The organism is Leisingera methylohalidivorans DSM 14336 (assembly GCF_000511355.1).
GTDB classification, from domain to species: domain Bacteria; phylum Pseudomonadota; class Alphaproteobacteria; order Rhodobacterales; family Rhodobacteraceae; genus Leisingera; species Leisingera methylohalidivorans.
The window spans coordinates 3858639-3873256 of record NC_023135.1; the positions used below are offsets into that span (position 1 = coordinate 3858639).

Genomic DNA, 14618 nt, shown 5'->3' on the forward strand with positions numbered 1-14618 from the left:
ACCTGATGTGTTACGAAGCCCCCGCACTCACACTCAAATTGATACATATCGAGATGACCGCATGGCAACAACAATCATGGCTGAGCACCGCCTAGTATCGTTCCGCAGCAACCAGCGTCAGGTCAACGGGTGGCAGCCCATCAACCCCACCGTGCATCCGGTCACCTGCCTGAACGGGCCCCACACCGGCCGGCGTGCCGGTCAGAATCACATCCCCGGGCCGCAAGTGATAAAAGCCGGAAAGATGGCAGATAATCTCTTCAATGGACCAGATCATATCCTCCAGAGCAGCGTCCTGCCGGACCTCCCCGTTCACCTCCAGCCAGATCCGCCGGCCAGACGGATTGCCCCAGTCTGACACCCGGGTCAGCGGCGCGAACACCGTGCCATTTTCCAAATCCTTGCCCAGATCCCAAGGGCGCTGCTTCTGCCGCTCGCGGATCTGCAGATCGCGCCGGGTCATATCCAGCGCGCATCCATAGCCAAAGACAGCAGCCTGCGCCTCTTCTGCGGCTGCCCGGAATACCGGCGCGCCAATCGCCACCGCCAACTCCATCTCGTAGTGAAAGTTTTCGGTCCCAGGCGGATAAGGCACAACTGCGCCTGTCAGCACCGCATTGGCAGCCGCCTTGGTGAAGTAGAAGGGCGACTCCCGATCCACCTCGTTACCCATTTCGGCAGCATGAGCTGCGTAATTGCGCCCGACGCAGAATATCCTCCCTATCGGGTATCCAGAGGATTCTCCGGCCACCGGAACCGCCGGCGCTTCCGGTAAATTGAACAAAAGCTCACCCATCCAAGAATCCCTCACAACTTTGCTGCCGCATTCTGCCCCTACACGTCAGAGCCGCAATCTATGCCCCTGTAAACCCCGCTTGACGCGTGAAAGGATTTGAATGGCCGTTCCCATGGCCTGCCAGAGAAACAATTGCGCAGTTCGCCAAACGCACTGAACCGTTATGACAGTTCTTTCCTCAAGCCCGGAGGCTCTTTCTGGAGGCTTAGGCTCAGCACTTACCTGCTTGCATATTCCGGGCCGATGGGCACAAAGAACGTCTGGGGTGAGCCGTATCGGTTCGGTGTACCTGTTCTTCGCCCAGACCCGCGGGCCGCCGCTGTTTCACCTGATCAGCAATTTTGTGAGCGATTCTCAGCCATCGTCACAGCCAACCTCGTTTTCGGCGACGTCAAGAGGACAATGCCAGACTTTTCTGCAGTATTTGCAACGGTCATGTCGCACCAGCCTTAAAATTCAAGCGGATGCAAGAACATCTCCACCCGAACGATACAGTACAAGAGCAAGGCGCAATTTTTAGAAAAAAACGTCATCCAACGTATAGTTTTTAACAGAAAAGGCCTTGGGTGCTGCAAACAGGGCCAGGGCTCTCTTCCACGTCTGCTCATGCTGACTTAACGGACGACAAACTCTGCATGCAGTGCACCGGCCGCTTTCAGGCTTTTGAGGATATCGATCATGTCCCGCGGCGACACGCCCAAGGCATTTAAACCTGCCACGACTTCGGACAGCGAAGTTGTCTCCGGCACCTCAGCAAGCTGGACGCCTTCTTCTTCCTCAATTGCTGCACCGGTGCGCGGAACGACAACCGTTTCACCATTAGCAAAGGGGTTAGGCTGAACCACCAGCGGTGTTTCTTCAATCCGCAGAGTGAGGTTCCCTTGGGCCACGGCAACGCGTGAAATCCGCACGTCGCTGCCCATAACAATCGTACCGGAACGCTGATCCACAACGACCCGTGCCTTGCGCTGAGGTTCAACCAGGATGTTCTCGATCCGGCCCACCGCGTGTGCCGTCGAGCGGGTGTTTGTGCGCTTGACATCAACCTCAACAGTACCGGAATCCTTCATCAGGGCAACATTGCGGCCGAACTCATCGTTGATCGCCCGTTCAATCCGGCCAGCCGTGGTGAAGTCCGGTTCCCGTAAGGCCAGACGCATGGAACTGAGCGAGGACAGATCAAAACCGATCTCACGTTCGACCCGGGCACCCGAGGGGATCACACCTGCGGTTGGAACCCCCTGGGTTACCCTGGCTGCGTCGCCTTCAGCAACCGCTCCGCCAGCCAGGATTGTACCTTGTGAAACCGCATAGATCTGGCCATCCGCAGCATTCAGCGGTGTCATGATCAGGGTGCCGCCCAAAAGGCTCTTGGAATCTCCAATGGCTGACACCGTTACATCAATGGTGCTACCGACCCGGGCAAAGGGCGGCAGCGTGGCGGTTACAAAGACCGCAGCAACGTTTTTTGGCCGGAACTGCTCACCGGTCACATTGACACCAAGCCGCTCCAAAATATTGGACATGATTTCTTCGGTAAACGGCGAATTCCGGAGCCCGTCACCGGTGCCGTCCAAGCCGACGACCAGGCCGTAACCGACTAGGTCGTTGCCTCGGACGCCATCAAATTCAACCAAGTCCTTGAGACGGATAGTATTTGCCTGCGCCACTGCGGGCAGCAGGAACAGGCAGGCGAAAAGAAGGCGCAGGAATACCAGCATCAGAGATAATTCAACAGTGAGAGCTTCGAGCTGCGCGATGTGATCGTATAAAGACCTTCAAGCTGCGTTTGCGCTTCTTCCAGCCGTGTATAGGTTTCATAAGGATCGGCTGAAACCAGGTTGTTTTTGACAATGCTCAGGCTGGTTTTCGACGCCTCATTGCGGGTGTTCACCGCTTCAAGCTGGCCTTCGATAAAGCCGACATCCGCTTGCAACTCGATCAGCCTGTCCACGCTGTCTGTGAGCTCGCTGCTGGCTTGGCGGACAATGTCGACTTTCACATCGCCCGTCAAACCGAGACTGGGTTCATCTGCCAATGCTGTAATGACGTAACTCTGCAACGCATGTTTGAGATTGTCGTCATCAGCACGGATGCCCAGCGTAACCTGTTCACCCTCGCCTACGGTGACAGGCTGCAGAGAAGTGGTGGAACCGTTGTACATGACAGTGTCGAACCCAGCTGGATCATCAAACCAGTCCTTCACGGCTTGAATGATGTCATTGCTTGTGGTCAATCCGGAGACCTCAGTGAGGATGGAACTCATGAGGGTGCCTGTGTCATTAAGCGGCTTGGTATCCGTCGCGGTGCCCGAAAAGATTGTCCGCCCGCCAACAGATGCATTCAACAGGCTGATTGCACTGGATATTCTTTGCTTGGCCTGGCTTCCGAACTGCTCTGCGTTTGCCACATCAATGGCAGGTGACAGTGTCAGGATGTCATTCCGCATCGCTTGGACCTGGCTCTGGACCTTATCAAGGCTGCCTTGGGTCGTAGTGGCAAACAACTGCACTTCGCTATTAGCGACCATGTAGCTGTCCAGCCGGTTTAAGGTGTTTTCGAGATCTGCCAGATAGGTGAAGTCACCGCCCAGCCGCTCGGTCAGGTTAGACAACTTGCCGGTAGCAAACTCTTCGGAAAGCGTGGTTATATTCTGCTGCAATTCTGCATTACGGCTGCGGAGAAAGAGGTGCTGCGCCATATCACCATAGGAATTCAATATCATGCGTCAGATCCTCAGTAGTGTGTCCATAAGTTCGTCGACAACGGTGATCACCCGAGCATTGGCCTGGTAGTATTTTTCCACCAGCATCAGGTTTTGCAGTTCAGCATCTGTATCCACTCCAAGCCCCAATTCCGCTTGGCTCAATTCATTGAAACTGGCAGCAGCAAAGGTCGATGCGCGTGACGCTGTTTCATTGTCCTGTGCAAACCGCGACAACAGGTTCGCACTCAGCGTCGAGGCTGTCATGTTTGCTGTGCCCAGCCCGGCCGAAGATACTGTCCGGGTGGTGTTCAGCGTATCGGAGTATGCCTGCAACAACCTGGAATCACCTGGATCACCCAGACCTGCTGCATAAAGGCCGTCTCGGAACCGCCATGTCTCTCCGGTACCGTCCAAGGCGACCAGGTCATTCAATTCGATCCGGTTGGAGATACCGATGAAGTTTGCCGGATCATAGAATCCGCCATCATCAGTAAAGATGCCGGCGTCGGTGACGCCAATGGAGGCATCCAGTGCGGGATCCTGAAACCGCTCGATCAGATCGGCAGCCATTGTATCAAGATCCTCCTGGGCTTCCACCGCAGTTACATCTCGGATTTCGAACTGGGCCGTGAGCTTGCCGCCCCGAAGTGGTCCGTCCGGGCTGGTGTCAATCACCTTCCCGTTGACCTCGAGGCCGGAAATTAATGCATTGCCCAGCGTCATGTGCGGCATGATATCCCGCGACGGAGTAAAGCTCAGCTCGGACGCCTTGCCGTCCAACAGCATGATCCCGCCGGTCGAGTAGAGCGACACCTGGCCATTATCGCGCCGGACAACATTGACTGGAATGATTTCGTTGACCTGATCAATCAGTTGATCCCGCTGGTCATGCATCGCTGCGGCATCCATGCCACCGGCTTCTACGACCATAATGCGGGCATTCAGTTTTTCGACGTCCTTCAACGCCTGATTCACGGTTTCAACCTGAGAGCCGATCGCACTATCCGCACCGATCCTCAGTTTCCTCAGTCCTTCCGCCGTACGGGAAATCGAGTCGGCAAGAGAATTCGCTTTCACGGAAAGATCATTCAGCCTCGGCAGTGAGTCCGGGCGAGAGACCGCCTCAATCAAAGAAGACTCGAAAAACGATAGATTCGAAGCCAGTGACATCTCGTCGTCAACCGTGCCAGCCAAACTGGACATCCGGCCGTAGAAATCGGACTGGATCTTGGACGCACTGTAGTCTGCCTCGGCCACTCTGCGGTTGGTGATCAGAACCGGGTCATTGATACGCTGTACATTCCCGACCCGAACGCCGCGAATGCCTGCACTAGGGCTGTTCAGATCCAGCACCCGGCGCGTATAGCCAGGTGTCAGAGCATTGGCCAGATTGTCCGAAACCACTTGCGAGGACCGGCTGGCCGCGGTCAAACCGCTCATCGCGCTGTTAAGGGCGGAATAAATAGACATGTTCAGCCTGCTTTCGTGAAACCAATGTCAGGGGACATCAAGCGCGTTAGCGCTTGATGTTGGTGGTTTCCTGCAACATTTCGTCGACGGTCTGGATAACCTTGGCGTTCGACGAATAGGCCCGCTGGGTCTGGATCATGTTCGTCAACTCAGTCGCCACGTCGACGGCGGATTCTTCCAGAGCATAGCTCAGGATTTCGCCGGTTGGCCCGTCGCCCGCATCCCAAAGGTAGAAATCGCCTGCCTCGTCGGTCGGCACATAGGTCTGCGAATCCAGCGCCTGCATGCCGTTGATGTTCGAAACATCCGCCAGCGGCACTTTGTAGATCACCCTGGTGTCGCCGGAATCATACTTGGCAATGACTTCCCCGGTTTCATTGACTTCGACGGACACGAAGGAGCCAACCGGTGTACCGTCTTTTTCGGTGGTGCCCGGGACGAACTCCTCTCCCAGCTGGCTCATGCCGTTTTGCTCGCCGAGCACACCGACACTGATCTCGATCGGCCCGCCAGCCACGTTGATGGTCACCGACCCGGCTGTCGCGTCATAGGCGCCGCCGGTCGTGGTGGCCACGCTCTGCAGGGTGCCGGCCGAGGTGGCGCTGTCGTCAAAGGTCAGCGTGTATTCACCGATTACCGTTGCACCGCTGGCAGAATCGACGATCTGCATGTTCCATTCGTTGCTGCCGGTTGTCGCCGGCGCGGTTGCAACGGTCGGGGTGTAGGTGATCGTCAGCTCTTCGGCGCGGCCCATGCTGTCATAGTAGCGCACCACCTGTTCCTCCGGCGTGCCGGCAGCGCCGACATCGGTGGCCGAGGCAGGCAGGTTCGCGGTCAGGCTGATCTCGGTTGTCGGTTCTGCCGACAACCGGTTCAGATCAATCAGGACCGGCTCCAGCGAATCACTGCTGTCGCGGGCAGCGTGCGTCACGCTGCCATCGGCATTGGCCGGCCACCCCATCAGCGCCAATCCCGACTCGCTAGTCAGGTAGCCGCTGGAGTCAGTCCGGAACGAGCCTGTGGTGGTCAACATCATCGTCGGGCTTAGGCCCGCTTCAATATCAGCGACCGAGGCCACCGGCAGCATGCCGCGACCGCGCACCGCAAGGTCCGTGGCGTTGCTGGTGGTAACCAGCGGCCCACGCTCATCGATCAGGCGCACATTTGTCGTGCGCACACCGCCCGCGGCGTATGTCCCGCCGGAACCGGCGTTGACCATGGAATGGAAATCCGTTTGCACCCGCTTGTACCCGCGGGTCGAGGAGTTGGCGATGTTATCCGAGATGGAGGCCAACCGGCTGGCGTTGGCGCTCAATCCTGAAACACCCGCGTTCAGCGACGAAGAAATGGTCATAGCGCGCCTTTCTGCTGCATCTAATCATTCTGGATACAACAGCTAGCGTAGGAGCGATTAACGGGCGGCTAACAGAAAAAATATGACTTACCTGCTAGCCGCATGCCGCAATGTTTTCAATGACTTATTCGCGCAATAGGATGATTTCAATCCGGTCATTACGGGCGGCCATCGGGTTTCCGGCCGCCAACTTTCGGTCGGCATGGCCGGTCACCCGGTGAATCCGGCCTGCGGCCAGACCGCCCGATTCGAGCAGCGTGCGTGTTTTGTCGGCTCTGTCATGGGACAGCTCCCAAACCGGATTCTTTGCCAGCACAACCGGATGGGAACGAATGTGGCCGCCGATGGCTACATTGCTGGTAACACTCTCCGACACCCGCGCAATCATCCTGACCAGATCCCTGAACAACGGTGTCGGCTCATCCGCACCCTCATCAAACAGAGGTGTGTCTTCTGTGGCAAAAAGTTCGATGATTAGCCCTTCGTCAGTGACCCTGGTCACAATATGGCGGGCCATCGCAACCGTCACCATGCTCTCGCCGCCACGCCCAGACAACTGTTCTTCGATGGCGCGGAACTTGGTGTCTTCATCCTCGCGCTGCTCGTCAGTTTCAACGCCGGTTTCTCCTTGCGCCTGCTGAGCGTCCATCGGATTTATATCCGTTGCCCCGGTGCCGGATTGCGGCTGAATTTCCTCGGTGAACATGCTGTCACCCTGAAACGCACCATTGCCCCCGCCGGAGACCCGGCTTAGCGGAATTGATGGCGAGAAGTAATCCGCCAGACCCTTGCGTTGTTTTTCCGTCGTCGCGTTCAGCAGCCACATCAGCATAAAGAAGGCCATCATCGCGGTCACGAAGTCGGCATAAGCCACTTTCCACGCGCCGCCGTGATGGCCATCGCCACCACCTGATTTTTTCTTCTTGATGATAATGGGCGCCACATTGCTTTGTGCGCTCATATCCACCACCACTATTTTCACCCATCTCCAGGATAACAGGCGGCGCGTTAAACTGGGCTTAACAATTAAACTTGCCGGCAGTTCGAGCCTCCGCAAGGCAGTTGCCCGCGGCGGACCGGCGCCGATGCCCCGCAGGTAAATGCTGAATCTTGAAATCCACTTATCTCGGCATCGAATTGTCTTATCGCAGGCTGATCAAAAACAACCAGAGCAACCGGGCCGGTCTCCAGTGTCTCATCAACACGGCATATGGGACGCTGAAAAGAGTACATCATGCTGACCCGCAGGGCCGCACTGACGGGGCCAGCCGGCGTAGAAGCCGCTTGCTATACTTGCCAAGGCCGCCAAGACTAAAAGCACTACGGTCCACGAATCCACAGCACCGGCGGACCTGTCCAGCCTCAAGCGCCTTAAGCGCGGACTGGTTGCCCCGCCCTTCGTGCATGAGCACGGGCTGGCTGCACCGGGCGAACCGCGCATCGTCGAGTTCGGGATGAAGACCGTCGAGAAGGAAATCGAGATCGACCAGGGCGCCTATCCTCAGCGCATGACCTTTAACGGCTCCATTCCGGGTGCAATGATGGTGGTGCACGAGGGCGACTATGTTAAGCTGACCGTGATCAACCCACCGGAGAACTTGCTAAAGCACAACATCGACGTCAACGCAGCCACCGGCGCCTTGGGCGGTGGTGCGGACCGAAACCGCCGCCATTGCCGCAGCCCTCATCCGCCACCGCCGATTGGCAATTTCCACCAGGGCGGCAAAAGCGGGGGGCCGCCGGAGCAGATGCGGCAGGCGGCGGCATTCGAGATAATGAAACATCAGGGTTCTCATGCCGAAAATGCCGCCTTCGTAGCGGATGCGCAGTCGGACTGCCGCCGGATAACCTGGGGTTCCGACTGCTGAAAGACGGCCGACGCAAACGAAAGCGGAAAGCTCCTGAGCCCGCACGGGCCCGGCTGTGCCGGGGCACCTTGGCAGCTTTGGGCCTGGCCGCTGAGATAGCTGTTTAAGGGAAACCTGCCCTGAACAGCCATCTCGACCCGGTGCAGGAAAGTAAAAGAGAGCAATGCAAGCGGCAGCGCTGAGCCCTTGCTCAGCGCGATGCCCAATGGTGAAGGGTATCAGGAGGATGCCCCGGGACAGGCGGGAGCGCCAAGCCTTTAAATCAAGAGGCCCGGCTGTAGCGCACCCCTTCAGGCGCAAGCGCATCAAAGCAGCTGGCGATGATCCGGGTCAGCGGCCGGCCATTCGGCAGGATTGCCAGCGCTTCATCATCCAATTGCACCAGATCACCGAACCAGGCGGTGATTTGCGCCAAGTCTGCATCCAGAGCTGCCGTCAAAGTGCCAAAACGCTGTTTGAGCCCTGCCCGGTTCAGCCGGAACTCGCACATAAGCATCTCGATGGCGCGGCCACGCAGCAGATCTTCATCACTCATCACATGACCCCGAGCACCGGCCAGATGGCCTCCCTCGACCCTCTGCACATATGCAGGCGTAGACGGCGCGTTCTGGATGTAACCCCCGGCAAAGCGGGAAATCGACGACGCGCCGAATCCGATCAGCGTTGGGCAGGTGTCATCGGTGTAGCCCTGAAAGTTGCGGCGCAGATGCCCGCTGCGGACCGCCGTCTCCAACCCATCACCAGGCTTGGCGAAATGGTCGATTCCAATGGCGGAAAAGCCCGCCGCGACAAATTTTTCGGCTGCCAGCCCGGCCAGATAATAGCGCGCCCGATCATCCGGCAATGTCTCCTCGTTAATCAGTTTCTGCCGCTTTGCCACCCAAGGCACATGCGCATACCCAAACAGCGCAAGCCGGTCCGGATCCAAAGTCAGTACTTTCTCCACCGTGTCCTCCATACGCTCAGGTGTCTGGTGCGGCAGGCCGTAGACCAGATCAGCGTTCAACGAGCTGACACCCGCCGCCCGCAGATCCTCAGCACAGGCCTTGGTCACGTCAAACGGCTGTTCCCGGCCAATGGATTGCTGCACCAGAGGGTCGAAATCCTGGATGCCGATGCTGGCGCGGTTCATGCCTTCTTCTGCCAGCGCCGCGATCTTGTCGCGGTCGACCATGGTGGGGTCGATTTCCACTGAGAACTCCCAGTCTTCGGTCTGAGGAAACACCGTCTTTACCGCCTGCGCCAGCCGGTGGATCAACACAGGCGGAAGAATGGTCGGAGTGCCGCCGCCCCAATGCATCCGCCCCATCCGTAAGCCTTTGGGCAAAAGCGGTGCCACCAGCTTCAGTTCCTGCTCCAGCGTGCCAATATAGCTCTCCACCGGGCTTAGCGTCTGAGTACCTTGCGTGCGGCAGGCGCAGAACCAGCACAGACGCTCGCAAAACGGGATATGCAGGTAGACAGAAACCGGCACATCCGGATCCAGCCCCTGCAATTCGCGGGCCTGATCCGCTGCACCGACGGCTGCATTAAATGCCGGCGCGGTTGGGTAAGATGTGTAGCGGGGCACCCGGCTGTCGAACAGCCCAAGGGCTTGGAGGCGGTCAATTTGTTTCATGACTTTGGTATGCCTCTGTTCCAGCTCATCCTCTTTGCGCAGGATCAAACCCGAAGTCATTTCGACGCCTGTTGAGATGTCAGATTCAATTCCCTCAACACACTGATTTAATGTGTAAAAACTGCGCCCCTAAGAAACTTAAGGAAATTCGACGTCTGCGTGCATTTTCCGTTTGACGCTCGCAACGAACCATCTTATACGCCGATCTCACGACACCTGCCCAGGTGGCGGAATTGGTAGACGCGCTAGCTTCAGGTGCTAGTGTCCGTATGGACGTGGAGGTTCGAGTCCTCTCCTGGGCACCATTCCCCCGAATATGTGAATTCAGCACTTCGCAGCAGGTGATAACCATCCGCTGAAGCGTTGATACGCGCGCCGCTTCCAGCGGGCACAAAGGCAAATATGAGGCCGCGATGTGTTGCGGGGCCGTCGCCAGATACCGGCCATAAGCACGGGCTCCCGGTGGTGCAAATTGCTCAACTAACGGGTTCGAACGCGTCCACTCCGTCGCCCCCGTTTCCATCAGAAATTCATCGAAATGCGTGAAATGGAAAGCTGCCCAGCACAGGTCGCCATAAATCTGCGCGGCTGGCTGTTCCTTGCGGCGCCAATCAAGCACCATCTGGATGTTGCCCCTCCACCCGCCACAACCATGTCCGAGGGCAGCCCTCCCCTTAAATTTTTCAACTAGGGGCGCACGGAGCTGATCGACTCCGGCGAGCCGCAGGATTTCTATCTTGTGCAGACACCGGTCAGCGGCCACACGCGGGCGGGGTCCGGCACCTGGAGCCCCCCCCCCCCCCCCCCCCACCCCCCCCTGCCGATGCGGATTGTTATTGCCTGTTGTGGGCTGCCAGCCTGTGGCGGGGCCTTAAGGCGGGCGCAGCAGGTCAGCCGCCCTGCTCGGCGGCCCCCCCCTGCAGAAGAAAATGATCGAAGCACAGCTGACCCTGGGGCTCCTGACCCATCAGCAAAGCAACAACTGCCATCCTCTGGTACCGCGAACACCGGCTAGCAGTAGCCATCAGATCCGCCGTGCACACGACTTTATCCAATCACATGCAGGAACCCGTTAATCATCCGAGATTTAACCGCCGAGGCAGGATGCAGTAACTGCACCCTGCAAACCGGTTTCCGTCAGATCTTTGACTTGGCGCCGCTGGTGCATCTGCCTGGTCTGCGGCTTTGTCTGGCTCGTTGTCTTCTACTGCTCCGGCCCGCCGAGACGCCCGCCCACAGCATTGCATATCACTGAGGCCTTTCTCACCCAGGCCGGTTTTCTCAGCTCTACCGCACTCGGCTTGGTGAGCTGCCCAGCACCACCTGCGCTGCACCAGGGAAACCGGAAAAATCCTCAGGATCCGCACTTGCGCGGGAGTCAAGCAGTGGTTAAACGGGCAGCATTGTTTTCCGCGGCAAGCGAAAAACAGCGCCGGTGTAGCTCAGCTGGTAGAGCACGTCATTCGTAATGATGGGGTCGTAGGTTCGAGTCCTATCACCGGCACCATTTATTTCATAAATACATATATAAAACAGAATGTTAGCCGAAGTGCGGTTCTTGCGGACCTACTGAGCGCCCCATTTTCAATTTTCGATACCTTGGCATTCCGCAACATTACGGGGTGATCCTATCACCGTTTGAGGGCGGCGGAATCGCGGCCCAGGAATGAAAAGCCGCCGCGCTGGGCGAGGCGGCTCTTGCGGGAATTCTAAGTCTCTGTTTTCGCGCATGGTACAGCTCCGGTCCGCGTACAGAATATTGCGCACTCTTAGATGCTGGGTTTCTGGCAGTCAGGCCGGCAACTTCCCCCAGCCATTTCTGGCGGGGAGCGTGCCGGAAGCCCGGTAAACTTCAAATTAATGGACAAGTCTGCGGCTATGTCATTGGCTACTCGCACCGATTTGTACGCCCTACAGGTTGGAAACTGGTCGCTGGAAGGTACGTCACCGTTGACAACTAGAAAGCGTACGCTTCAGGGAGGAAACACTTCTTACACCTGAAAGGAGTTTAGAGGACAATGCCTACTTTTTATTTGCGGGCGTTCAGCCAGAAACTGGGTATGAGCCACATTTGCTGGACCTTGATACGGGTTCGGCATCTTTGGTCCGGGATGTTTTTCCCGGCAGCAGTTCAGGCTTTACGTAGCAGTACGTCTCGTATCTTCCGCATTGGCAATCTCTTCATCGCGCTCCCTCCGGACCCAAAAGAACGTGTTGCGTAGCTGCGTGGGAGCCATGGGATGCTGAAGAAAGCCTTGCACCGGATCGCTTTGGGTGCCGAACGTTTGCTGGACCGCGTTCCGCCGCGGCGAAATCGCAGCGGCGCGGATTTGGTAATTGACCCGCACATCGGCTACAGCACCGCAGAGCACGTCATTGTGCGTGGCCGCGTCTTGAGAGGGCTGCGGGGCAGCACCGCGCGCCATGAGCAAGGTGTGTTGCGGAACGTCTGGCAAATGGTTTCGTTGTTTCTCACCGATGAGGTCGCCGGGGTCACCGTGGCCCACGGCCGCGCCACGGCTGTCACGGACGATGAAGGCTATTTTCAGCTTTTGCTCCCGGTCGGGCGGCCGCCCGGCTGGCATGATATCAAGGTAACGATCGCCAATGGCGGGACCGCCTCAGCCTGCCCGGTGTTTGTGCCCCGCCCGGACGCTCGCTTCCTGGTCATCTCCGATATCGACGACACCGTGCTGCACACATCCGCGTATTCGTTGCTGCGAAACCTCTGGACGACCTTCAGCGGAAACGCTCTGACGCGGCGCATCTACCCGGATTCCGCTGCCCTGCTACAAAGCCTCTCGGAGAATGGCCGCAATCCGGTGTTTTACGTCAGCTCCTCACCCTGGAATATGCATGGCTTTCTCACGCAGGTATTCAGCCAGGCCGGGCTGGTCCGCGGCCCGATGTTCCTGCGGGACCTGGGGCTGAGCGAAACCCAGTTCATTTCTGCCGGTCACGGCAGCCACAAGGGGAGCAGCGTCGACGCGCTTCTCAAGGCGCATCCGACGCTGCCCGCGGTGCTGGTCGGCGACACCGGGCAGAAGGATGCGTCCATCTATCGCGACGCCGTCCAACGCCATCCTGGCCGGGTCTCGGCCGTACTGCTAAAGGTACCGCAAAACGGCCTGGACGCAGACGACCGGCACGACCTGAAACAGCTGCGAGCCAGCGGTGTCCACGTCTTTCCGGCCTCTAGCTTCGAGGGTGCAGTGCAGCAACTAAACCTTTGGCTGCCTCCCCCCTGAAGACTGGATCGTGTAGATCTGGAGTTTTTCGCTATGTTTCCCGGACTGGGAGATGAGCGAGATCACATGACTGTTTCCTCCCGACCCGCCCAAAAAGCTTTTTAATGAACGCTCTTTGCGACCTTAGGTCGAGAGGGCCGTCGGCAGCGCGCGGCAGATCGGCTCAACTCCGACCACCTCCCGGACTTCGTCAGAGGAGGCAGGCATTTGCGGAACGGGCGGTCGAGCCTCGCCTGGGCTAAATAAGCGCTAGCCTTCTCTAGGATCTCGTTCGTCGTCGGTGCAGACCGTAGCGCCCTTGTTTCGGGCCGTGGAACAGCCAAGGCTGCGCGTCGCTGGAAAACCACACAAGGTTGTTATTACCGCAGTTGTTCGAAAACCCGTCACTATCGTCCACGAATTGTGCAAATCCGAGCGAAATTGGTCTTCTCAGAATGCGTGAGACATACAGTTGCTAAGAAACACGGGCCTATTCAAGAAGCTGACGTGCTGTCTGGTGTGATGAAGCCTGCACCAGACGCGCCTTGGGAGGCGTTGCCCCGCCTGTCAGGTGGTCATTTATGGACTCACCGCGAGTCGATTTTGATGGACAGGGTACTCGATTCCAAGGTGACCAGCTTCGAACTGGTCAAGTTCTTTCCGCCAGACCCGGCCCGGCCAGAGCAAATCCACAAAGCGTTCGGCGGGGTGATAGGCTGCGGTATAGAGAGTGCCGAAGCCCCTGTCGAAGGCGAGAGAATACAGGGGTGGCTTCAGGAAGGCACCGACGAACTTCTCCTGTGGCTCCTCATGCAGTGTCAGCCGCTGAAGCAGAAAGCGCTCCCGCTCGACGGAGGCTGTCAGGCGCGCGTGACTGGTCCACTCGACGCGTTCCTGATGGTTCGTGGCAACGGACGCACGGGTAATGACGGTGGGGCGGTCCGGTGCGAGGTATGCGGTGAAAAAGCCCCGGCTGCGGTCCATCACTGTCACGTTGTAGCTCATGTGGCAGGGCACCCGCCGCAGCACCTCCTGAGCCTCAACGAGCGTGGTACAGACCTGCAGAATGTACCTGAGGATGAGCGGCACGCCAAAGCCCTCCCCGACCGCGCGGCGCCCGCCGAAGGTCAGCGAGACGGTCAGCCCGGCATCGTTCATCCCGTCAAGCAGGCCGAACAGCCCGTCCGACGTGCCCATGACCTGACATCCGTTCCAGCCGGTCTTCAGGAACACCGCGTCGAAGGCCGCGGGGTTGTAGTCGTAGTTGCGTACCAAGAGTGGCTCTCGGCTAGGCCAGATGGCCTGGCTGCAACCGGCCAGATAGCGCGGCGGGCAATAAAAACTGAGGAAGCGGGATTCCATGTCGCCACCGCCCACCGCCGCGCAGAGCTGATCGTAAATCCCAACGAGCTCGGGCATGTGCGTCTTCAGCGCGCGCCTACATTCGGCATAGGTAGGGCGGCCACATAGGCCCTCGCTCGCCCACCAGTCCAGATAGGCGGTGCGGTACTCGGAAAAGAGCCGGGCGAGCACCTGTCCCGGCTCGTTTTCCTGAAGGGCACGGAACGTGAGTTTCAT

General features: G+C 58.2%; 10 protein-coding genes, 2 tRNA genes, 1 pseudogene and 1 other annotated feature. Of the genes and pseudogenes, 4 read left to right on the top strand and 9 right to left on the bottom strand.

Annotated elements, in window-relative coordinates; all coding sequences use genetic code 11:
• Positions 1–91 precede the first annotated feature (91 nt).
• From METH_RS18735 to METH_RS18760, 6 genes are all read right to left on the bottom strand, one after another.
• Positions 92–796, bottom strand: a complete 705-nt coding sequence (locus METH_RS18735; RefSeq protein WP_024092049.1) for a fumarylacetoacetate hydrolase family protein — start codon at positions 794–796, stop codon at positions 92–94.
• A 614-nt stretch (positions 797–1410) separates the two neighbouring features.
• On the bottom strand, positions 1411–2517 hold the full coding sequence (locus METH_RS18740) for a flagellar basal body P-ring protein FlgI (protein ID WP_024092050.1): 1107 nt from the start codon (positions 2515–2517) through the stop codon (positions 1411–1413).
• On the bottom strand, positions 2517–3521 hold the full coding sequence (locus tag METH_RS18745; protein WP_024092051.1) for a flagellin: 1005 nt from the start codon (positions 3519–3521) through the stop codon (positions 2517–2519). The genes METH_RS18740 and METH_RS18745 overlap by 1 nt, the downstream gene beginning before the upstream one ends.
• 3 nt (positions 3522–3524) lie before the next feature.
• Entirely contained in the window at positions 3525–4973 is a 1449-nt protein-coding gene (flgK, locus tag METH_RS18750) for a flagellar hook-associated protein FlgK (protein WP_024092052.1), read from the bottom strand.
• Between the two features lie 46 nt (positions 4974–5019).
• Positions 5020–6327 (bottom strand): flagellar hook protein FlgE, encoded by a 1308-nt coding sequence (locus METH_RS18755; protein ID WP_024092053.1) that lies wholly within the window; start codon positions 6325–6327, stop codon positions 5020–5022.
• A 124-nt stretch (positions 6328–6451) separates the two neighbouring features.
• Positions 6452–7288: a flagellar motor protein MotB gene (locus METH_RS18760; RefSeq protein WP_024092054.1), complete on the bottom strand. Its 837-nt coding sequence runs from the start codon at positions 7286–7288 to the stop codon at positions 6452–6454.
• Positions 7289–7727: 439 nt separating this feature from the next.
• Between METH_RS18760 and METH_RS24975 the strand changes: the two genes are divergently transcribed.
• Complete coding sequence (locus METH_RS24975) at positions 7728–8195, top strand: copper-containing nitrite reductase (protein ID WP_024092055.1); 468 nt, start codon at positions 7728–7730, stop codon at positions 8193–8195.
• A 262-nt stretch (positions 8196–8457) separates the two neighbouring features.
• Here METH_RS24975 and hemN read toward each other — a convergent pair whose 3' ends face one another.
• Positions 8458–9813, bottom strand: coding sequence for an oxygen-independent coproporphyrinogen III oxidase (gene hemN, locus METH_RS18770; protein WP_024092056.1), 1356 nt, complete (start codon positions 9811–9813; stop codon positions 8458–8460).
• Between the two features lie 218 nt (positions 9814–10031).
• Between hemN and METH_RS18775 the strand changes: the two genes are divergently transcribed.
• The 3 genes from METH_RS18775 (at position 10032) to METH_RS18785 (ending at position 13061) form a co-directional block, all read left to right on the top strand.
• Positions 10032–10118 (top strand) — tRNA-Leu (locus tag METH_RS18775).
• A 1126-nt stretch (positions 10119–11244) separates the two neighbouring features.
• Positions 11245–11320, top strand: a tRNA-Thr gene (locus METH_RS18780).
• Positions 11321–12053: 733 nt separating this feature from the next.
• Positions 12054–13061, top strand: a complete 1008-nt coding sequence (locus METH_RS18785; protein WP_024092059.1) for an App1 family protein phosphatidate phosphatase — start codon at positions 12054–12056, stop codon at positions 13059–13061.
• 126 nt (positions 13062–13187) lie between these two features.
• On the opposite strand, the pseudogene METH_RS24980 reads toward METH_RS18785, so the two are convergent.
• A pseudogene (locus METH_RS24980) lies at positions 13188–13366 on the bottom strand (IS3 family transposase); the annotation flags it as partial.
• Positions 13195–13310: a sequence feature (AL1L pseudoknot), on the bottom strand. It overlaps the preceding pseudogene by 116 nt.
• A gap of 253 nt (positions 13367–13619) precedes the next feature.
• The gene (locus METH_RS18790) at positions 13620–14618 is read right to left on the bottom strand and encodes a C45 family autoproteolytic acyltransferase/hydrolase (protein WP_024092060.1); all 999 of its coding nucleotides are present in this window, start codon (positions 14616–14618) and stop codon (positions 13620–13622) included.